This is a genomic window from Roseobacter cerffii (genome assembly GCF_054226325.1).
In genome coordinates this window covers 1015741-1035379 of the sequence record NZ_CM135757.1, presented here as the reverse complement: position 1 = coordinate 1035379, position 19639 = coordinate 1015741, and the positions used below count along the sequence as shown (strand labels likewise).

At 59.6% G+C, this 19639-nt stretch carries 20 protein-coding genes; 11 read left to right on the top strand and 9 right to left on the bottom strand.

What is annotated here, in order from left to right; all coding sequences use genetic code 11:
* Window positions 1-31: 31 nt before the first annotated feature.
* The 7 genes from gspL (at window position 32) to gspK (ending at window position 6710) form a co-directional block, all read left to right on the top strand.
* Window positions 32-1201 carry a type II secretion system protein GspL gene (gene gspL, locus ACVC7O_RS05065; protein ID WP_458325001.1) on the top strand — a complete coding sequence of 390 codons (1170 nt, stop codon included), beginning with the start codon at window positions 32-34 and terminating at the stop codon, window positions 1199-1201.
* A complete protein-coding gene (gspM, locus tag ACVC7O_RS05060; protein ID WP_458325000.1) occupies window positions 1198-1638 on the top strand; it encodes a type II secretion system protein GspM in 441 nt (146 codons plus the stop codon). Before gspL ends, gspM begins: the two co-directional genes overlap by 4 nt.
* Window positions 1635-3089, top strand: coding sequence for a GspE/PulE family protein (locus ACVC7O_RS05055; protein WP_458324999.1), 1455 nt, complete (start codon window positions 1635-1637; stop codon window positions 3087-3089). The genes gspM and ACVC7O_RS05055 overlap by 4 nt, the downstream gene beginning before the upstream one ends.
* Before the next feature lie 158 nt (window positions 3090-3247).
* Window positions 3248-4282 (top strand): type II secretion system F family protein, encoded by a 1035-nt coding sequence (locus ACVC7O_RS05050; protein WP_458324998.1) that lies wholly within the window; start codon window positions 3248-3250, stop codon window positions 4280-4282.
* 114 nt (window positions 4283-4396) lie between these two features.
* Window positions 4397-5383 carry a penicillin-binding protein activator gene (locus ACVC7O_RS05045; RefSeq protein WP_458324997.1) on the top strand — a complete coding sequence of 329 codons (987 nt, stop codon included), beginning with the start codon at window positions 4397-4399 and terminating at the stop codon, window positions 5381-5383.
* Window positions 5380-5880, top strand: coding sequence for a PulJ/GspJ family protein (locus tag ACVC7O_RS05040; RefSeq protein WP_458324996.1), 501 nt, complete (start codon window positions 5380-5382; stop codon window positions 5878-5880). The genes ACVC7O_RS05045 and ACVC7O_RS05040 overlap by 4 nt, the downstream gene beginning before the upstream one ends.
* On the top strand, window positions 5877-6710 hold the full coding sequence (gspK, locus tag ACVC7O_RS05035) for a type II secretion system minor pseudopilin GspK (protein ID WP_458324995.1): 834 nt from the start codon (window positions 5877-5879) through the stop codon (window positions 6708-6710). The genes ACVC7O_RS05040 and gspK overlap by 4 nt, the downstream gene beginning before the upstream one ends.
* 55 nt (window positions 6711-6765) lie before the next feature.
* Here the strand turns inward: gspK and ACVC7O_RS05030 are convergent, their stop codons facing one another.
* Together ACVC7O_RS05030 and ACVC7O_RS05025 are read right to left on the bottom strand one after the other, a co-directional pair.
* A complete protein-coding gene (locus ACVC7O_RS05030) occupies window positions 6766-6987 on the bottom strand; it encodes a hypothetical protein (RefSeq protein ID WP_458324994.1) in 222 nt (73 codons plus the stop codon).
* Window positions 6988-7012: 25 nt separating this feature from the next.
* Entirely contained in the window at window positions 7013-8620 is a 1608-nt protein-coding gene (locus tag ACVC7O_RS05025; RefSeq protein ID WP_458324993.1) for a DUF4331 domain-containing protein, read from the bottom strand.
* A 235-nt stretch (window positions 8621-8855) separates the two neighbouring features.
* Here ACVC7O_RS05025 and ACVC7O_RS05020 point away from each other — a divergent pair, with 235 nt between their 5' ends.
* Window positions 8856-9302: a prepilin peptidase gene (locus ACVC7O_RS05020; protein WP_458324992.1), complete on the top strand. Its 447-nt coding sequence runs from the start codon at window positions 8856-8858 to the stop codon at window positions 9300-9302.
* Here the strand turns inward: ACVC7O_RS05020 and ACVC7O_RS05015 are convergent.
* From ACVC7O_RS05015 to ACVC7O_RS04995, 5 genes are all read right to left on the bottom strand, one after another.
* On the bottom strand, window positions 9299-9814 hold the full coding sequence (locus tag ACVC7O_RS05015; protein WP_458324991.1) for a cupin domain-containing protein: 516 nt from the start codon (window positions 9812-9814) through the stop codon (window positions 9299-9301). The two genes, ACVC7O_RS05020 and ACVC7O_RS05015, sit on opposite strands and share 4 nt — an antisense overlap.
* On the bottom strand, window positions 9811-10410 hold the full coding sequence (locus ACVC7O_RS05010; protein ID WP_458324990.1) for an RNA polymerase sigma factor: 600 nt from the start codon (window positions 10408-10410) through the stop codon (window positions 9811-9813). The genes ACVC7O_RS05015 and ACVC7O_RS05010 overlap by 4 nt, the downstream gene beginning before the upstream one ends.
* Before the next feature lie 48 nt (window positions 10411-10458).
* The gene (locus ACVC7O_RS05005) at window positions 10459-10992 is read right to left on the bottom strand and encodes a hypothetical protein (RefSeq protein WP_458324989.1); all 534 of its coding nucleotides are present in this window, start codon (window positions 10990-10992) and stop codon (window positions 10459-10461) included.
* A 98-nt stretch (window positions 10993-11090) separates the two neighbouring features.
* A complete protein-coding gene (locus ACVC7O_RS05000) occupies window positions 11091-11882 on the bottom strand; it encodes a molybdopterin-dependent oxidoreductase (RefSeq protein WP_458324988.1) in 792 nt (263 codons plus the stop codon).
* A gap of 1 nt (window position 11883) precedes the next feature.
* Window positions 11884-12597, bottom strand: a complete 714-nt coding sequence (locus tag ACVC7O_RS04995) for a cytochrome b/b6 domain-containing protein (RefSeq protein WP_458324987.1) — start codon at window positions 12595-12597, stop codon at window positions 11884-11886.
* A 161-nt stretch (window positions 12598-12758) separates the two neighbouring features.
* Between ACVC7O_RS04995 and ACVC7O_RS04990 the strand changes: the two genes are divergently transcribed.
* A complete protein-coding gene (locus tag ACVC7O_RS04990; protein ID WP_458324986.1) occupies window positions 12759-13310 on the top strand; it encodes a fasciclin domain-containing protein in 552 nt (183 codons plus the stop codon).
* 294 nt (window positions 13311-13604) lie between these two features.
* On the opposite strand, the gene ACVC7O_RS04985 is transcribed toward ACVC7O_RS04990, so the two are convergent.
* Window positions 13605-14933 carry a YncE family protein gene (locus ACVC7O_RS04985; RefSeq protein ID WP_458324985.1) on the bottom strand — a complete coding sequence of 443 codons (1329 nt, stop codon included), beginning with the start codon at window positions 14931-14933 and terminating at the stop codon, window positions 13605-13607.
* A gap of 71 nt (window positions 14934-15004) precedes the next feature.
* Between ACVC7O_RS04985 and ACVC7O_RS04980 the strand changes: the two genes are divergently transcribed.
* Window positions 15005-15886, top strand: coding sequence for a LysR family transcriptional regulator (locus ACVC7O_RS04980; protein WP_458324984.1), 882 nt, complete (start codon window positions 15005-15007; stop codon window positions 15884-15886).
* Between the two features lie 145 nt (window positions 15887-16031).
* Here the strand turns inward: ACVC7O_RS04980 and ACVC7O_RS04975 are convergent, their stop codons facing one another.
* On the bottom strand, window positions 16032-17069 hold the full coding sequence (locus ACVC7O_RS04975) for a substrate-binding periplasmic protein (protein WP_458324983.1): 1038 nt from the start codon (window positions 17067-17069) through the stop codon (window positions 16032-16034).
* Between the two features lie 69 nt (window positions 17070-17138).
* On the opposite strand from ACVC7O_RS04975, the gene ACVC7O_RS04970 reads away from it, so the two are divergent.
* Window positions 17139-19340, top strand: coding sequence for a hypothetical protein (locus ACVC7O_RS04970; protein ID WP_458324982.1), 2202 nt, complete (start codon window positions 17139-17141; stop codon window positions 19338-19340).
* Window positions 19341-19639: the final 299 nt, after the last annotated feature.

Sequence of the window (19639 nt, the reverse complement as noted above, 5' to 3'; positions counted from 1 at the left end):
GCTGGGAAGTATTTTTATTGTGGAAAAACAAATGTTTACACAATGTGGCACCGGCTGCCGTCCTGATCGTGGCGCAGGTGATGAGGCGGGTCAGAATGCGCTCGTGGCATGCGCGCAACCGGCGTTCTCGCCTGCTGCATGCGATGCGCTCGCCGCCCGGTTGACCGACGCCGCACGCGCGGCAAAACAGCCCGATCCCATTGTCATTGCGGGGGCAAGTGTCACGCTTTTTGCAGTGCCGCTGCCTCTGAAGACACGTCGTCAGAGGGTTAGCGCTCTAGACTACGCGCTGGATGGGCAGCTCTGCACCACTTCTCCCGCCGACCACCTGACGTTGGGGCCTCAGATCGGGCCTGACCAGTATCTGGTGGCCGTCTGCGATGACGCTGCTCTGGCCGTTGCGCTTGATGGCATCGACCGGCCCGGCATCGCAATCCCGGATGTGTTGGGCGTGCCCCGTCCGCGGACAGCGGATCCGACATGGCACCTGTGGCGTGACGGGGGAGCCATTTATGTTCGGTCATCGGACGGCACCGGGTTCGTCTGCCGCGGCGAGGAACTGGCGAGCTTCTGGGCCGTCGCTGGCAAGCCCAAGCTCACATCCCTCACCGGCCCCATCGCGGGTGGGCCTCCTGTTGTGGATATCTCGCAAAATCCGCCAGCCGTTGACCCAACCGACCTGCAGCTTGACCTGCGTCACGGCGCATTCAGGCACCGCAAGAGGCTGCCACGTCGGTTCGTGCGCAGCGCGATCGCTGCGACAGTTGTCGCCGCTATGGGCCATCTGGCGCTTCTCGCGGCAGACGCGCGGGCCCTGGCCCGCATCGCTGACGACCACATCGCGGGCGTGGATGCGCAGCTTGCCACGCGGATGCCCAGCCTGACGGCGGACCAGCCGCTGTCACTGATCGAAGCGCGGTTTGCTCGCAGCTCCACCCCGAAAGAACAGGACCCGTTCATGACGTTATTCTCCTATGTATCTGAAGCGCTGACGGCTCAGGCCGCGCAGATCACCTTTCGCGAATTGCGCTATGGCGCGCGGGACGGCGTCATGACCCTGCTCATTCAGGGCCGAGACTTTGGCCCCCTGCAACGCGCCGAAGCTGCACTTATCGAAGCTGGCTTGCGTGTCACGAGCGGGACGGCGCACACCACCGAGGCTGGCGCCGAGGTCCTGCTACAGGTCAGGAGGGGCCAGTGAGGCGTCCTCTGCTCCCCCGCGAGCGACGTTTGCTGATGCTCTGCGGAGCGCTTATGGTCGCTTGGGTCGTAGGTGGGCTGCTGATCCTGCCTCTGCTCAACAGCAGGGCCGACAGCATCGCGCGCATCGCGAAGGCTGATGCGATCTCAACGCTCCTTGCAACATCGGCGGACCTGAAATCGCCCGCCGCAGCTGCGGAGCCGCTCGCAACGCTTCTGACCAGGCGCGCCGCTGCTACAAACATCTCAATTCGTCGTCTCGATCCATCAGAGGGCGCGATTTCAGTCACCTTGGGCGACACGCCCTACCACGCGGTGATCGGCTGGATCGCTACGCTTGCGGGCGAAGATGGGCTGCGCGTGGCGTCTCTTGAGATGGCGCGCCTCACGGCCCCCGGCATGGTTTCGGCGCGCATGGTTTTGGAGGCAGCTCCGTGAGCGCGCGACTGCCATATGCTTTCGTCCGGGACCATGGGCTCATGGTTCTGGAGGATGGTGAGACCTGTCTTTTCACGGACAAGACGCAAATCACTGCGGTGGTCGAGGCACAACGGCACCAGCCCGGTCTGCTGCGGTTGCGCAAGGTCCTGTCGGACGAGCTGGCCAGCCGGATTGAGAGCGTTTACCGGGACAGCGCAGAGGATGCCGCAGCTGAAGCAGGGGCTGGAGATCCCGACCTGAGCGAGCTGGCTGATACTGCGGCAGCCATTGACGATCTGTTGGATCAAAGCAACGACGCACCGGTCGTGCGCCTGATCAATGCCTTGCTTCTCGAGGCCGTGCGCGAGAACGCCTCGGATGTGCATATCGAGGTGGAAGAGAAGCGCCTTGTCGTCCGATTTCGCATTGACGGTGTGCTGCGCGAGGTGCTTGAACCCGCCCGCACCATTGCGCCGCTCTTGTGCAGCCGCATCAAGGTGATGGGCAAGCTCGACATTTCGGAAAAGCGGGTGCCGCAGGACGGGCGCGTCTCCTTGCGCGTGGGCGAGTACGAACTCGACGTGCGGATCTCGACCCTACCTGCACAGTACGGCGAGCGCGTGGTTCTGCGGCTGCTGGACCGGGGGCAGACCCGCACGGGTGTCAGCAGTCTCGGCATGGGCCGAGATGCGCAACAGGCGTTCAAACGCATGCTGGCAAGGCCCGATGGTATCGTTCTTGTGACAGGTCCGACGGGATCGGGCAAAACAACCACTCTCTACGCCGCGCTTGATGCGCTGAATGACCGCAAGCGCAACATCATGACGATTGAGGATCCAATTGAATACGCGCTCGACGGCGTCGGTCAGATGCAGGTGAATACCGCGACCGACCTCACCTTTGCGCGCGGGCTCCGCGCCATTCTGCGCCAGGACCCTGATGTGATCATGGTCGGCGAAATCCGCGACGGTGAGACGGCCCGCATCGCTGTCGAGAGTGCCATGACCGGTCACCTGGTGCTGTCGACGCTGCACACCAACACGGCGATCGGCAGCGTCGGGCGCCTTGTCGACCTCGGGGTTCAACGGTTCTTGCTGGCCCCTATGGTGCGTGGGCTGATTGCTCAGAGGCTGGTGCGACGGGTATGCCCCGACTGCGCAACCGAGCAACCCTTTGGTGCGGCCGCAGCGGCCTCTCTCGGAGCAGAAGCGCAGGAGACCTTTCGAAAAGGCTCCGGGTGCGGGGCCTGTGGCAATGCGGGCTATCGCGGTCGGGTCGCGCTCTACGAAGTTATCGAAAGCAGCGCTGAGTTCGAGCGGGCCATTGCTGACGGGCTGCCGGATGCGGATCTGCAAGCCATCGCATCGAAACGGGCCCAGAGCCTCACACGTGACGGGCTGGAGAAGATCCGGGCCGGCCTGACCACACCGCAAGAGGTGCTGCGCGTCACACATGGCGCTGAGGGCTGAGCATGGCCAGCTTTCGATATGTCGCAACAACGGCCACCGGCCGGAAACAAGAGGGGACACTCAGCGCGACAGATGCACGGGCGGCTGGCCGATCCTTACGTGCGCAGGGTCTGCTGCCATTGGATATCCGACCCGTGGGTCCCAGATGGTCGCCGTCCTTGCCAGGACGTCAAACGCTCAAACCATCCGAACTGGCTGTGCTGACCCGTCAGTTGGCCACGCTCTTGGGCAGCGGGGTACGGATCGAGGACGCGCTCGCAGCGGTCGGGCGACAATCAGGCGGTCGGCTTGCCGCGCTCACAACTGAGCTGCGCACAACCATTCTGGAGGGCCGCAGCCTCGCCTCCGCCCTGGTCAAGCATCCTCGTGTCTTTGACGTCTTCTATGTGTCCTCCGTCAGGGCCGGCGAAACGGCCGGACGGCTGAGCGCGGTGATGGCACATTTGGCCGCGCATGTTGAAACGCGATCCCGCAACAGGAACAGTGTTCAACTAGCGCTGATCTACCCGGCGATCCTTGCACTGGTATCCGTCGCGGTTGTTATCGCGCTCCTGGTCTTTGTCGTGCCAGATATCGTGCGCGTCTTTGCCAGCCGCGGTGCGGATCTGCCGACCCTCACACGTGGCCTGATCGCGGTGAGTGACGGCCTCCTGCTTTGGTGGCCCTGGATGTTAGCGTCGCTCGCCGTGATAGGGACGGCGGCGTCGCACATGCTGCGCCGCCCGGCGGCGCGCCTGACATGGCATCAGACACTTCTGCGCGTGCCGCTGGTCCGTCAGGGGGCCGCGCTCCAGTTTGCGGGCACGCTCGCGACACTCACGCAAAGCGGGGTGGCCCTTGACGACGCCCTCGCCGCAGCTGCGCGGACGGTCGGCAACCTCGCATACCGGGCGATCGTCGAGCAGGTCTCAACAGCCGTGCGCGATGGCGCGGCCTTGTCGCAGGCCATGGCGCAGCACAGCGCCTTTCCGCCGGTGATGATCACGATAGTCGCCAGCGGAGAGGCTGGTGGCTCTTTGCCAGCTGCGCTGGCGCGCCACGCCGAGGAGACAGCCCATACGCTTAATGCCGCCGTCAAGGCCTTGGTCGGTCTCGTCGAGCCGCTGGTGCTGCTGGTGATGGGCGGGATCGTCATGCTGCTGGTGCTCGCGATCCTGCTGCCGATCGTCAATCTCAACACTCTGGTCAGCTGATCCGCTGACCTCGCAAATGTAGGAGACCCCAGAATGCCAACAGCCTGTTCCAGACGAAAGGTCCTCTCTCATCTCATCGGCGCCGGGGCTCTGCCACTGGTTGCGGGGTGCGCAATGTCGCCGCGACCCGGGGGCTCAGTAGCGTCGCGGCCCGCGCAAACCGCGCTTCTGGTGCCGCTATCCGGGCCGCAGGCCGGTCTCGGGCAGACAATGGCCAAGGCGGTGTGGTTTGCGGAAGATCGTCAGGGGCTGCTGCAACGGGCGGCGGTTTTCGATACCGGGCCATCCCCTGAGGGCGCGGTTGCCGCCGCCCAACAGGCGCAGGCGGCTGGGGCGGAGGTTCTTGTCGGACCGCTCTTTTCAGATCACACGGCGGCTGTTCTGAAATCCGCATCAAAGGCGCAGCTCATCACCTTGTCCAATAACGATCAACTGGCGGATGCGGGTGCCTGGGTCTTTGGTGTAACCCCTGCGCACTCGGCGCAGGCAGCGACGAGATTTGCGGCTCAAAGTGGAGCCAAGACGATCACATTGGTCCAGCCAGGCGGAGAGTTTGGGGCACGTTCCGCCTTCGCCTTGACCGCCGCCGCAAAGGCGAGCGGTCTGAAGGTGCTGCGATCATTACCTGCCAAAGCGCCCGAAACCGTTTTGCAGAGCTTGGCCGCGACCGAGGCGGCGGGCAGCCCCAACAGCCTCTACCTGCCGGCAGCCGATCCTAGCAGTCGCCGTGTCGCTCAGAAGGCCAGCGCGGCGGGCATTCCTGTGATCGGGTCCGTACAATGGGCTGATGTCCCTCCAGGCACCCTAAGCGCCCTCGGTAACGTTAGCTTCACCGGTCCAGATCCGACTCTGTTCGCAAACCTCTCGGCCAGCTATCGCAGCGCCTTGGGGGAAGAGATGGGCATCATATCCGGACTTGCGGTCGATGCCGTGCTGTTTGCCAACAGCCTGCCCCGAAGTCGGAACGGTCAGATCCAGATGACCGGAGGTCCGGCAATGAATGGGCTGCTAGGGCCTTGTGCCTTTCGGAAAGACCGTACATGTGCCCGCGATCTCTCGGTCCTTCAGGTCAAAGAGGGACAGGTCGTGAAAGTGGCATGACCAAACGAGGCGCCTCTTCCGGCGTGACGCTGATCGAGATGCTGGTGGCGCTCTCGGTCTTCTCTCTGATTGGTCTCGCCAGTTTCGCGGTGCTTGACACGATTGTGCGTACGGACAGCCAGAGCAAAGGACGCCTCGACGCGCTCGCGAGGATCGAGACGGCCTTTCGCCTCTTCGAAGTGGACCTGCTGCGCGCGCGGGGCACCCCATCGGTGAGCCCGGACCAGGTCTCACTTCTGTCCGGCGATCACCGCGTGACCTATGCCCAGAAACCGGGCGGTGTGATCCGGATCATCGAGCGCGAGGATCTTGACCCGTTTGAGCAGCAGGTTCTACCAGCACCGGCCGTTGCATCCTGGCACCTTGTTGGGCGCGTAGGGGAGAATGCGGCCAGCCAGCAGGACGCGATCGAGTTCGTTTTGCTGCCAGAAGGTGACAGGGAGGCCACCCTGCGCAAACTTTTGCCGCTTCCGCCTAAAGCGCCAGACGGCCAATGACCGACCGCCAAGACGATACCGGGGTCGCGCTGATCAATGTGTTGCTGGTCATGGCTATCGCCGCAACCTTGGTTCAGGCCATGCTGAGCGCCGAAGAGACGGCCATATCCGAAACCCGAAAGGCGTCGGACAGAACGCAGGCCTTTGCGCTGGCCAAAGGTGGTGTTGCGTCGCTCAGGGCCGCGCTGCGGCGCGATCTTGTGAGCGGGCCGGAGAGCGATCACCTTGGAGAACCCTGGGCCCAGGTCGCCCAGGAGGAGGTCATGTTCGACTTTGGCAGCTACGCTGTCGAGTTGCAGGACGCGCAGGGCCGGTTCGATCTCAATAGTCTCGGCCCGACAGCGATTGCACAGCAGCGCATTTTTGCGGGCTTGCTCGCGGCACTACAACTGCCCGCGGAGGTCGGTGCGCAGATCGCTGATCTGGTTTATGACAAGCAGCCTCTGACATCTCCGAACGATTTGCGCACCCTCGGGATTGATCAGTTGGTGCTGGAAAAGCTGGCACCCTTCGTCACCACGCTCCCCGCACCTGCGACCATCAATCTGAACACGGCGCCCGAGCCGGTGTTGCAGGCCGTTTTCGGCAATCCTGTCGTGGCGCGCAGCCTTGCAAAGCGGCGCAACGCCATGGGATTTCTGACCTCCGAGGATCTGGCTGATCTCGGCCTTTTGCAGCCTGTTCTCACAGGGTGGCGGTCAGAAATCTATGACGTGATCGTCACGGCGAGCGTCGGCGATATGACCGTGCGATACAGCCGCAGAGTGGTGCGGGATCCAGAAACCGGAACACTCATTGACATGCCCGGTGAGGCAAACCAAACGCAATAGACGCCGCCGGATATGATCCGGCGGCGTCTTCCGTTCGAGGCGAGTCTTGAGGGGATCAGAACTCGAACGGTTCGGCGGTGCGGTTCAGGGTCAGGCGCGCCACATCAACATTGATCGGCGTGTCGTTTCGCCCCTGATTGAAGGCGGTCTGAAAGTCGCTGCCCAAGGCTTGCAGCGCTGTTGTCAGCCCGTCGACAGGCCCGTCGCTGTCATCGCAAGCGACCAGTGCGGTGGCCAGACCCAGTGAACAGATGATCCGAAACGAGAAGGTTCTCATAGCGATACTCCTTTCTTCTGGTCGATCAGTTCGGCGATCCGGGGATCGGCGAGTTCAGATAGGGGAAGCGGTTCTGCAACTCCGTCGCTGCAATCGGCGCACCATCCGTAAAGGCAACGGCCCCAACCGGCGCATCCGCTTCCGCACAGAGACCAAGGTTGATCAGATCGCTGGCCTCATCTTCGACAGCGCCATCGACACCAAGCTCGGCGCCCAGCGGGACCGGGTGGCAAAGCGCACCCATCGCCACGCGCAGCGTCACGTCGATGATGTCGTCACCGGGGCGACGACCGTTCGGGAACCCGGCAAGGTCCTCACCCACAACGCCCAGCGTGTGCTGATCTGCACGCGGTGTCGGAGCGATGGCGGTGTTGAGCCGCAGCATTTCGGCCTGTTGCACATTGGCGGGCTGGTTCAGGCCCGGGAAGCCTGTCAGGAAGGTGGTCACCAGATCCTGCCGCGGGAAGTTCGAAGGCGCGATGTTCTCCGACGCACCAAGCGGCGTGCGGAACAGCAGGTCCACCAGGGCCGGGAAGGACGGGTTTGTCACATAGGTCGCCAGATCCACGTCATCGATGGGCTCGGACCCGTTGAAGCGATCCTTGTCCGGAATGCCGATTACCACTTCGTTCACCAGCGGGGTCGAGATGCGCGACTGCTGCACCCACGCACCGCCGATCCGCGATGTCGCCTCATAGCCAGGCGTGGCGTCTTCCAGCTCGGCCTGCGCAAGACTGGAGGTCGTCCATCCGCCGATCACGGTCTCATCGCCCGTGGTCAGGCAGGAGATCGGCATCTCTAGCGCGATGGTCGACACGTTGACCTTGCCAAAGACGTCGTCGTTGTCGCGGTTTTGCGTGATGCCGCCGTCCCGACCGCCGCCGTCGCCCGCACCCGGCGCGCTGTCGCCTTCGATGGGCACGAGGTTCACCAGGTCAAAGATCTCCCCGAGGTTCAGCGCAAAACCGTCAGACCGCTGGCCCACAAAGACCCGACCGGGTGTGTCGCAGCCCGGCACGTCGATGTCATAGATGAACTGATCCGCATAACCGTCGTAATCCGGCAGCGTTTTGACACCGATATGATCGAGCGGCTTGACGAAGGTCGCGCTGGACGAGCCTGCTTGTGTCACAACGCTGCGCGTGCCGCTGCGCCGGTCGCCTTCAACCAGCGTAATCCCGTAGCTTTCGGATTCGTTCAGCAGAGACTGGTCATTCGGCAGGATCATCCCGGCGATTTTCAGCGGAATGGCCACCTGCTCGCCGCCGATGTCGAGGCCGATGCCTGCGCCATTGTTGGCCAGTTGATTGTCGAATTCGAACTGAAACGTCAGGTCCTCAATCGCATCGCCGTCGTTGTCGATGTGGATCTCATAGAGCGCGTCCGCATCCATCGTATAGTAGCTCGGCCCACCATAGTTGACCTGCAGCGGCTGGTAGTTGGCCAAGAAGGTGACGTAGTCCTCACGGCCCGGCTCGTAACTGCGGAAGACGTAGAAGTCGGTTCCGTCGACTTTGGGGTGTTCGGTGATCGCGGGCGCTTCGCGGTGCGACGAGGCGCCCAGCGGTGCCGCCGCGGCCAGGATGGCAGCGGCGAGCAGACTGCTCATGGCAAGGGGGTGTTTGATAGTCATCTGTTTTCCTCATGTTCTTGTTCCACGCAAAGCGTCTCCGTTGGCAAAGAACGGTGTCTTTGCCTGCGCTCTACGCGACAGCAGTTCGGTCCTGTCGCGGGGTCTCCGCTATGGGATTGGTCAAGCTGTATTCACTAAAACGGGGGGTGCGCAGATTAAGTTTCAGGCGGTGCAACAATTTCCCATGGCCGACCGTACTGCTTGGTATAGACCGTTGAACTCAAGAGGAAATCGCGTGCAGCTTGTGCCAGAAAGCTTTGAGCCATGGGCGACCATCTGGTTGGCGACGGTGCTGCTGTGGATCAGTCTTTGGGACCTGAAGCATCTGCGCATTCCCAATCTTGCGAATGCTGCTCTGGCGGTATCAGGTGTGTCCGTCGCGGCGTTGACGGCCAGTGGCTGGCCCATCGCAAGCCTGACCGGAGCGCTTGTGGGATACAGCCTTTTTGCAGCGATCGGCGCGGCCTATTTTCACCGAACCGGCGAGGACGGATTGGGCCTTGGAGATGCCAAGCTACTTGGCGGGGCTGGGGCCTGGCTGGGCCTAAACGCCTTACCGAGCCTCATCGCCGTGGCAGCGGTCTCGGCGCTTGTCTATGCGCTGGTCATGAAGTGTCGGAGGCTGGCGTTCGGGCCGTGGCTCTCGGCCAGCCTCCTGTTGCATTGGCTCTTTGTGGTTTAAGCGCAGACGAGCACAAGGCAGCCGTTCGGCATCGTGATTTCATGGTGTTCGGTGCCTGGGAGCGAACATTGCGCGTCCCCGGCCGTGTAGAGTTTGCCATTCATCCAGAACTCACCTTCGATGATGAACAGATGCTCGGATCGCTCATGCACATGCGGCTTGATCCGCGCGCCGGGTAGACAGCGCAAAAGATACATGGTCCGCCCGGTGTCCGGATCGAGGGTGAGCACCTTCTTCCACACCAGGTCTGAGCGCTTTTCCCAAACGCCATCGTCGGCCCGCTGTACGCGCGTCGGCTGCGCAGGCTCGCTGTCGAGTTCTTGCTCGATCATGTCCAGCAGATCCGCGGGCGGATCGGCCTCGGGAAGTGATTGCGCCAGCGGCGCGAGCCCGACAAGCAGGTCGTCGTCAGCACCCAGCTGAGGCATCGTGCCCGGAATTGCGGGGATCGTGTTGAGATTGCTAACCAGTTTGTCCAGTGAACGCATTACTTTCTCGATATCCTGTGTCATTCCATTGCCTCGCGCAAAGCTTCCAGCCCGCGTCGGACCCAACTCTTTGCTGTACCGACGGGAATCTCCATCACACTTGCGAGCTCGATGTAGGTGTAGCCCTGAAAATAGCAAAGCATCAGCGCCTTGCGATGTTCCGGGCGAAGATCTGCGAGGAGGCGCCGTATCACCAGGCTGTCCAGCGTGTGGGCGGCCGGATCGCTCGGGTCGGAAAGCTCGGGCACATCGTCAGTGAATTCGACAAATCCGCGCGTGCGCTCGGACCTGAGCCGGTCTATCGCGCAGTTGCGCGCGATTGTCCCGATCCACGACAGCGGGTTGCCACTGTCCGGATGATACTGATGCGCGCGTTTCCAGATGCGGACAAAGGCCTCTTGGGCGACCTCCTTGGCCAGATCCTGGTCGCGCATGATCGACAGGATCACCCCATAAACATAGCGTGCGCTGAGATCGTAAAACCGTCGAAACGCGGCCCTGTCGCCCTCCGCGCAGGCGGCGAGCAGATGGGCCAATTGTCGGCATTGCTCTGTTGCTGCCATCTTCTTGGCCTTGCTCTTCTCAGCTTCGGATGCGGGCACCAGCTTGGTTACTCCCACGGCAGTCTCCCCGTTCTGTTGGCATCTAGCAAGGACGGGAGCCGCGGCTCAAAAGTTGCACTCCATCAATATTTTTTCGTCAGGCTGCAGCAGAGGTCGCACAGGGATGACATCCCCGGCCGCTGGAAGATCGGTATTTTTCTCTACCGTGTAACCGCTTAGCTCAATCACCAGATGAGACTGCCCCTCGCATTTTACCGCCACGAAACTGCGCAGGGCCTTTCCTTGCAGCGCCACGTGACCAAGCTGTAACCAGCTTTGGTTCAGCGATGCGCGAACAGAGATTGGCGTCGGGGGTCCTGAGGTCAATGCAAATGCGACTGAGGCGGCCAGACCAACTCCAAGCAAAAACGATAGGACCGGCTTTCGCAGGTCGCGCTGGTTTCTGTTTCGTGCTGGCGTAGCTTCCTCGCTCGCATCGAGTTCCGCCTCAATCTCACTCAGAAGCCCTTGCTCGGGTCGGCGTTCTTCCAGCATCTCTGACAGCGGCGCAAGCAAAAACAGGTCCTCAGAACGGAGCGCCGAAGCTGCACATTCATCGCGTCCCCAAGGGGAAAACAGGTTTTGGAATCTGAGTTTCATGGTCCAGCGTCGTTGTTGGAGGTGTTGCGGGGGTAACGTCAGAACAGGACGGGACGTGGTAACCGATGGTTGCAGGTGACGTTGCGTCATCCTAAGCCTCAGATGCCCGCGTACCATTCATAACCACGATCCTCCCAGTATCCGCCCCTCCCACGCCCGACGTCGGCAAAGCTCTCGACGATCTCGATGGCGCGAATGTACTTCGCCATCTTGTATCCCAACTGGCGCTCGACGCGCAGCCGCAGAGGCGCACCGTTCGGAACAGGAAGTCGCGCTCCGTTCATCCCGAAGGCGAGGATCGTCTGTGGATGCATGGCATCGATCATATCAATCGTTTCGTAGTATTTGACGGCGCCCGAGAGACTGCGTTCGATGGTATCGAAACAGCGGATCAGCACGAAGCGCGCGCCCGGACGCAGCCCGGCACGCTCCAGCACAGCGGCGAGCGGCACACCCGTCCATTGTGCAATACAGCTCCAACCTTCGACGCAATCATGCCGCGTAATTTGGCGGCGGGTTGGCATGCTCTGAAGGTCGCTCAGAGAGAGGCTCAGCGGCCTCTTCACGAGACCGGAGACCGAAAGCCGATAGCTGGCGAAGTCTTCGGCGACATGCGCCAGGTAGTCGGTATCCTGCGGATCTGTGACGCCGTTCGGGCGCTGTGGTTGCCGAATGTCATACCATCGAAACTCCTGGGCCAAGGCATCCCGATCCAGCAGGCCGCGTTGTGCGGCCATGGTCAGGCTGTTCGCACGTTCCATGTAGCGGCGCATAGGGTTATCGAGGTCCGCAAGCCGGTCGATGGGTTTGCACCCACCGATCGTGGTTGCCATCAGACCCGAAGCACCAAGTCGAAGCGCGCGGCGGCGTGTCATCAGGTTTGCAACCATGTCACGCTCCGTCATCGGTGCGGTACCAGCCTGTCACCATGGCACGCATTTCGTTGACTGGGCCCGCAAGCAGGACCATCACAATGTGCAGCATGAAAAAGCCAACGAACGCGGACGCCAAAAAGAAATGCAAGGTGCGCGCTGTCTGGCGGCCTCCAAGCACCTCCGGCAGCCAAGGCAGAACCGCATTCATGGCAGGTGACATCGCCAGCCCCGTCGCGACAATCAGCGGAAAGAGAACAAAGAGCACAACCGCATAGCTGAGTTTTTGCAGCGGCCCATAAGTGCGCCGGTGGGAAAACTGAAACCGAACATGCGCACGGAGGTCGGCTTTCAAATCGCGCAGATCCTGCACCGTGGGCAGCAAGTTGCGCTTCAGGTGGCCCGAGAAAAGCGCTCCGAGCAGCCAGAACAATAGCACACACACCAGGATCCAGGCGAAAAAGAAGTGAACGACCCGTCCGGTGGCAAGATCGGTACCGCTTGGAATCGTCGCCCACCCTGGAAAGACGCGCTCTCCTTCACCGAAAGAGAGAAGCACGTTGTCAAAGGCGAAACCGGACTGATCGCCGATGTAAAGCACTGGGTGCGCGTTGAAAATCTGCAATCCGGAGCCAAGCAAGAAGACCAAGGACACGGCCCATCCCCAATGTGTTATCCGGGTCGTCAGCGTATGCCGCTTGATAAGCCGGTCATTCAATTGATCTGTCTGCATCTGCCTCACCGTTCCATTGCTCTCTGCTCAAGATACGGGCCAGCGCCGCTGGGAGTTTCAGTCGTGTTGCTGGCAGAATTTTGAAACTTTCGCGGGCAATGCCTCGTCTTTCAGACAGTCCCGAACAAGCGGGATGAACTTGGAACACGAAAGGACTTCAGATGATCCGTAGATTTCAATTCTCAACAACCGTTGCCGCGCTTTTGCTGGGTGGTGTTGCCTTCGCTGCAAACCCGGATGTGGGCGGAGCCCCCATGTTTGCCGACAAGAATATCGTCGAAAACGCGGTGAATTCGGCCGATCACACAACGCTGGTCGCAGCCGTGCAGGCCGCGGGGCTTGTTGACGCGCTTATGAGCGACGGGCCGTTCACTGTCTTCGCGCCCGTGAACGATGCCTTTGCGGCGCTGCCGGACGGCACTGTCGAAACCCTGCTCCAGCCCGAGAACAAGAACACCTTGACGAAGGTCCTCACCGCTCATGTGATCGCAGGCAAGCTGTCTGGCGCAGAGCTGATGACGAAGGCGCGCAACAGTGCCGATGGATTTTTTCATCTCGAGACGTTGTCCGGAGACGCGCTGTCGGCGCAAGTAAAATCCGGGGCGCTCTACATCTATGACGAAAGCGGAAACGCAGGGCGTGTCACGATCGCGGATGTGAACCAATCGAATGGCGTCATCCATGTTGTCGACACGGTCCTTTTGCCCAAATAGGCGACGCGTCCACGTTGGAGAGAAGAGCACCTGCAGGCTTCTCTCCAACGGCGCGCAGGGAGTAAACGCATTACCTGTTCAAGTCCGGACATCATCTCGTTCTGCAGTCATGGTCTGCTTCGGTCTTTTGGTGGCATCGCCCTTACAGCGGAACCCCGCCGCTGCCAGTGTTGGTTCTCACTGAGACTTAGGAGCGCATTTGGCGGACATCTGGCTTTGCCTGCGCTGCAAGAGTGTGTTCTGCGGCAACCTCACCGACGCATCAGTGAGGTTTATCAGCAACGAAGCATGGCCTCAGTTGACGACCACCAGGGAGTGCGCGCCCGGCCCAGTGGGAATGCGATAGCCCGTATCGCTCAATTCACGCGCGCCGTCGGCGTCGGCCTTAACCTCCCAGATTTGGAGATCACTCGCGCGTGGTTCTGGCCCCGCATACTCAAAAACGCCGAATACAATGAAACGATCAGAAGCATCGAAGGCCACCCCTTCGGGCAAATCCCCGTCGAACTCCCATGAGCCCAAGACAGATTGTTGGCCAGTCGCGGCGTCAAATTCGACCAGCGAAACGGTAGAGCGTGTGGCTTCCATGGTTTCATCACCGGGCCAGGTTTGCCCAATGTTGACGGTCGCGATCAGATCACCGGCGTTGGAGAACGCAAGACTTTCCGCGTGACGCGGAAGCGAAACCCCACCAACCACAAAATGACGCGGGCTCTCTGATTCCAGAGGCGCAAGTTCAATGGACGTCAGTTGGGAGGGTGGTGCGTTCAGGTAAAACCCTCGCACATCAGGTCCCCATTGCAGATCATTCGTGACGAAGAAGCGTCCATCGCGGGAGAACTTGCCAGACATGGGCCATTTGCTTGGGGTCACCGGGTTGCCCCAAGGCGTGAGCGCCGAGACTGCACCATCAGGGGATCGTCGAACCTGAAAAAATCGCACCTGACCGCGCAGCTGGAGCGTCACCGCGACAATGTCAGCGTTTGGATGCCATTCGGCATGGTGCGGAAGCAGCCCCTGATCGGGGAGCTCAGGCATGGGTGCAACTTGGCCTAACCCGAACCGCTGCACCTCTCCGAAAGAACCATTCTGCCATGGCACAAACACGAGAGGCTCTGGTGCAGCCTTGGTCGCCAAAACGAGCGTTTTTCCGTCTGCGCTGACAGAGACGCCTTGTGGTCCAACACCTACTTCAATCGTATCAATGACTGTCGGGGCTGCCGGATTCGTCACATCAATTGCTCGAAGCGTTGTGCCAGGCTGCAAGTCCATGATGGTCCGGTCGCCCTCTTCGCGTTGCGTATGGGTTTCCGCGACGAAGATGGTGGCACCGTCCGGGCTGTGTGCGATCGAATAAACCGGGTTTATCACCGTATTTGGCACTTCGATGGCCGAAACCTGCGGCTCCTTGGTCAAGGGAAGCGTGACGATATTCAGTGTGTCGGGTCCGCGCTGAACGCCAAGGTCCCCGTCGATGTAGGCGAATGCGCGCATATCCCCATCGGCAATCGCAGCAATGTAACGGCCTTGAAAGGCTGGGGGTAACTGTTCGGCCCTTGCACCCAAAGTGCTGATGGTCAGAACGCAGGCAGTGGCCAGAAGTCGAACGGCTGAAATCATCATGTTGGTGCTCCCAATCGGTTTGGCTATGCACACCTAAATGGTTTGGACGCGCCGCTCAAAAACCTTAGCTTTTGAGTTATTCAATCAGCTTTGGTTATGAAATGCCTGCGATCCTCGATTACCGCTGTGTTCTGGCTCTTCGCCAAGAGCGCAACTTTGCACGAGCGGCTGTGGCGCTCGGTATCTCTCAACCTGCACTCACGGCGCGCATACGTCGTTTGGAACAGGACCTGGATGTGAAGCTTTTTGACCGGGGCCGGCATGGTGCGCGCGTGACCGCCGCTGGAAGTGCCTTTGCGGAAGCCGCGGAGCGTATAGTTGCTCTTGCCGATGAAGCGGCAACAGCAGCACAGGGCGCGGAGCATGGCACAGGACAGAGCCTGCGGATTGGCTATACACAGATTTCTGCGAGAGTGACCTTGTTGCCTATCCTGAAGCGCTTCCGCGAGATTTATCCGATGATGCGCGTGCGATTGCGCGAAGCGACCACGGTGCAACTGGAGGCTCTGGTCGCACAGGATCGGCTGGATGCCGCGCTGCTACATCCTCCGATACATTCCAACGGGCTGTCAGAACTCCATTTGCATTCCTGCAGGATCCTACGCATCGATCATGGGTCATCATCGGGCGTCGATCACCCGCCGATCGAATACCCCCGCGGTGACGCACCAGTACTGCTGAGCGAATATCACCGTCGCTATCCAACAGCTCATCTGGCGCCGCCTGCGGCCGAGGCGGACACCGCCCTCGGAGCACTTTTGTTGTCGGAGGCCGGATACGGTCCCTGCGTGGTTGCTGAAGACACATGGAGCATCGCAGAACAACACGCCGACAGTGTTGCCACGCCTCTTGACATGAGGCTTCACACCAGCCTCGTTTGGCGCAGCACCGACCGGCGTTCGACCGTCCGGAATCTGATCGAAACCTGTCGACAACAGTCAGCGTTCTCTTGAAGCTTTTCAAACCGACTTGGAAGGGTCAGTACGAAACGAAAGTGAAGAGGAATTCGAGCCACTCGCTAGAGACTGGTGTGAGCCAAGGTGATTGAGCAAAAATAGAGAATAGAGTGACGCCATTGCTGAACGCATTAGACCTCACCTACTCCGCATCTGGATCCCCCAAAGGCGTACGCTTCTGAATTTCCAGCAGACGAAGAAGGCTTTCGTCGATACGGCGTCCGAAGCAATCCGTTACCCGCGCCTCGAAGCTGCCATCACGCTGCTGTTCGGCCAGATACAGACTAAGCTGCGCCACAAGGGGCTGATCGTCATGTCCGCCGAAAATCGCGTAAGGCTCAAGCGTGAAAGACCGCTGATCCACCTGTGGTGCGCTCAACTGACCTGCTTCATTGATCTTCAGTGACGACAAGTTCTCCTGATACCACCGCAGAATATGATGATCGGCTATCAACAGATCGCTTTTTGCTTCGTCCGGGCCACTCAGAAGGTTTGCAAGCGCCTCGGGATAGTCCGCGTACTCATGTGCAACGAGGGGCGCGTCGCCAACGGTTCCACAAAATGAATTTGACGAAACAAAGCGATCCCAACCCGGTAGCATCGTCTTGTCGGCGCGCCTTTGGCTGGAAGTGGTCCCGCCGACGACACCAATCCGACATTGCGCGTCCTCTCCCTCACCGAACCTCGCAGGGAGCATGGCTCGGGAGGGGGTGACAAACGTATGAGGCGAGCGCGGCAGCCTGCCAGACATCCAGACCGTGGCGGTGGTTGCACCGCAAAGCAGATCAATCTCTTTTTCGGAGGTTCCCAGAAGCGAAGCGACACGCTCCGCAGCGGTCAGCGGTATCACCTCGACATTCACGCTTTCCGCACCGTGGGCTGCGCAGCTTTCGTTCAAATGGACCAAGAAAGCGTCGCACAGGGCAACCGTAAAGCCGGCGTGTTCCGGAAAGTTGGGGGTCGCGGGGCCGCAACTCTGTACCGTCGAATCTTTTTCTGGACTGACAAGCAGGCTCGACGGACGGAACGAAAAGGGAGGCGCGTCATTGCGCACACCAACTCTAATCGTCTCGCCACAATAGTCACCCAGTCCTTCGGCACGCGCGCCCGTCGTATCCCAAACAAGCGCAATCGCTACAGCATGTGCAGCCATGAGCGACATCAATCTAAAGAAATTCATTAACGAATCCATTCATGCGTGTATTATGATGATTAATTCAATTTTAATCATAGCGCATTTTTAGAGACAATGGTTTGGATCTTTTCTAGTCTTGCCGTCCTCGTCGCATCAGTCCTCGTCCTTGCAGCAGCACCCGAAACCGGTGTGCAAATGTTTCAGATGGGGTCGGACGCCACAAACGAAGCAGCCGATTGGCAAATCGCTCTCAGTTTTGGGGTGGCCATCTGTGTTGGGCTTTGGTTCGGTCGTGAATTCGGGCAATGGTCCGAGGCGGGCGCGAAGAGCGACGAACACCGCAGCGGCATTCCCAGCGATACAATCGACGACTTGCAAAGGCTGCTTCAGACTCGTGCGTTCACAACATCGCTGCGTTTTTGGTTGTGGTCTATTTTGTATGGGTTGTTTGTCGCTACCGGATTTCTGATCGTTGTGTTCTTTCCCGCAGTTGCGAACGAACTGCAACAAGCTCTCGCCCTTATACTCGGACAAAACGCAATTTTCGATTTTCAAATAGGAGGCGGTGGGCTTTTGGCTGGAGTAGCGATGGCCGCGCTCTTTGCCAGGTCAGTTTGGGAAGGCAGACTACGGCGCTTTTTCCAACGACGCGCGCTGATCCCGGAAGAAGCGCGAAGGATATACCAAGAACTCACACACACAATCTTTGATTATCGACCGCCAGATCACGACCTAGAGCTGTTTTTAGATCAGCAGGCGGAAGACCCCAGAACACCGACGTATTTCGATTTTGAGTTCAACGTCAATCGTGTTCAGCAGGCAGACAAACGTATGGAGTTGTTGCCGCGTATCGCCTTCATGTGTTGGCAAATCAAGCGATTGCTGCCGCAACATGCGGGCTTTGCCGCCATGCGTCAGAACGCGAGAGAGTTCGAGCGGATGGCGCACGCGGTTGAAGCTTTCGAGAGAAAGGCGATGGCATGCAGAGAACAACTGGTTTCGGTGTTGAACGGCCTGATTGAGCTCGAGTCTGCAATTGCGGAAGCCAGAAATCTCAGTGCTGACGCCACAGAAGACATCGCCAGATCGCTGGACGTGCGGGCCAGTGTTGCAGCAAACGCCGATCTGACAGTTGACATCCTCGAGAACGGCATGTTGCCGGTGTCGCGCCTCGATAATATCGCTCTGGCTCTGATTGCAGAACTCAATTCCCTCGGCGCAAGGCTTGGGCGCTACAACGAGGCGCAAGCGATGATGGACAAATCATCATTGAATCAAATCTTTCGCTGCGCAACGGCGATCCAATCCATGCAAGAGGCACCGGCAGTATTCACCGACCACAGCGGGCAGTCAGATGACTATCACCTAGCAGATGATTATCAGAGGCTGGCAACACGCCTTGACACCCTGCGCAAACAGATCGCAGCTGTTCAGCAGTCGCTGGTGCCGGTTTCAGTCGACCGATTAAAAGCTCTCGACGAAAAAATGGAATCCGACAATCGAGAATTGGTCACTTTGGGCAATAGCTTTCTTGGGGTAATCGTGTGCGCGGGGCTCTCTGCATACACCACGCCGGATCGGAAATTTTACCAGGCCTTTGGCCTTAACCCAACGCTCGGATATGTCAGGTTCCGCTTTGAAAGAGCACTGATGTTAGTCGCTGCTCCCTTGGCAATCTTTTTTTTCTACATAATTGCCATGGCCGTTCAGAATCCCGGCGATGGCTTCCAGTTTGCGATTTGGTTCCTTTTCGGAACCTTATTCATCGCGGGATCTATCGTTTATGGTTGTGTGCACGGCGCGGCACTCGCAAGCGTCGCAATCGAAAACCAACGCGCCATCGTGACCGAAGCGTCATATCGAGACAAATCAATTATAGGCAGCTTTAACCTGCTCCACGGTCTCTTCGCGTTCCTTTTCTCCAAGGCTTTTCTAATCATTGGCGTCTATCTTCTGTGCTTATCGTTCGCATTTAACACGACGATGGGTAACAGCAGCGCGGAAGCGCACGACATTTTTCAGAACGCATGGCCCTTCTCCGCCGTCGCCTCGATTTGGTCGGTTCTTTGCGCGCGTGTAACTCTTTGCGCTTCTCTTAATCATGAGCGCGTGATCTCGCTGAATGAGTGGATTATCTTCCCAGCTCTCTGCCTGTTGTCCTCGGGTCTGGTATTTGGGTTTCTAACGGGATCCGGCCTTGGCGAAGAAACACCTTGGGGAGCAGTTTTTGGGCTCGCAACAGTGTTAACCTTCGCCGTTCTCGCCGGCGCTCAGTGGTCTGTTGATGTAAACAAACCCGACAAAGCTCGAAATTGACAGGCAGCCCTAAGCGCTGTTTTCGGAGCATAGTTTTCGGGTTCAGGCGCCAAGCCCTTTTTTGCCACTGTTTGAGGCGGAAGGCAAAAAGTGTGTCTTACTACTGAAGGTCAGAGCGGCGTTGCAAATCCAACGCTTCCCGTTGGTGACATCAGTCTTTGCGCTGCTGTAGGTCGGTGAAAGATTGGCGGCATCTCGCGGGCTTTTGCCGAGGAGGATATGGCACAGTGCGTGGTGACGTATGGGTGCTCTGTCCGTGAGAAGACGCTCTATCTATCTCGAAGAGATCGGGAATTGGG

Coding starts and splice junctions, on each gene's coding strand:
- ACVC7O_RS05000 (WP_458324988.1), bottom strand. CDS start 11,882: ATGGTTGCAAACCTGATGACACGCCGCCGCGCGCTTCGACTTGGTGCT.
- ACVC7O_RS04985 (WP_458324985.1), bottom strand. CDS start 14,933: ATGATGATTTCAGCCGTTCGACTTCTGGCCACTGCCTGCGTTCTGACC.
- ACVC7O_RS05025 (WP_458324993.1), bottom strand. CDS start 8,620: ATGACTATCAAACACCCCCTTGCCATGAGCAGTCTGCTCGCCGCTGCC.
- gspK (WP_458324995.1), top strand. CDS start 5,877: ATGACCGACCGCCAAGACGATACCGGGGTCGCGCTGATCAATGTGTTG.
- ACVC7O_RS05030 (WP_458324994.1), bottom strand. CDS start 6,987: ATGAGAACCTTCTCGTTTCGGATCATCTGTTCACTGGGTCTGGCCACC.
- ACVC7O_RS04970 (WP_458324982.1), top strand. CDS start 17,139: ATGGTTTGGATCTTTTCTAGTCTTGCCGTCCTCGTCGCATCAGTCCTC.
- ACVC7O_RS04990 (WP_458324986.1), top strand. CDS start 12,759: ATGATCCGTAGATTTCAATTCTCAACAACCGTTGCCGCGCTTTTGCTG.
- ACVC7O_RS05045 (WP_458324997.1), top strand. CDS start 4,397: ATGTCGCCGCGACCCGGGGGCTCAGTAGCGTCGCGGCCCGCGCAAACC.
- gspL (WP_458325001.1), top strand. CDS start 32: ATGTTTACACAATGTGGCACCGGCTGCCGTCCTGATCGTGGCGCAGGT.
- ACVC7O_RS05015 (WP_458324991.1), bottom strand. CDS start 9,814: ATGACACAGGATATCGAGAAAGTAATGCGTTCACTGGACAAACTGGTT.
- ACVC7O_RS05005 (WP_458324989.1), bottom strand. CDS start 10,992: ATGAAACTCAGATTCCAAAACCTGTTTTCCCCTTGGGGACGCGATGAA.
- ACVC7O_RS05040 (WP_458324996.1), top strand. CDS start 5,380: ATGACCAAACGAGGCGCCTCTTCCGGCGTGACGCTGATCGAGATGCTG.
- ACVC7O_RS04975 (WP_458324983.1), bottom strand. CDS start 17,069: ATGAATTTCTTTAGATTGATGTCGCTCATGGCTGCACATGCTGTAGCG.
- ACVC7O_RS04995 (WP_458324987.1), bottom strand. CDS start 12,597: ATGCAGACAGATCAATTGAATGACCGGCTTATCAAGCGGCATACGCTG.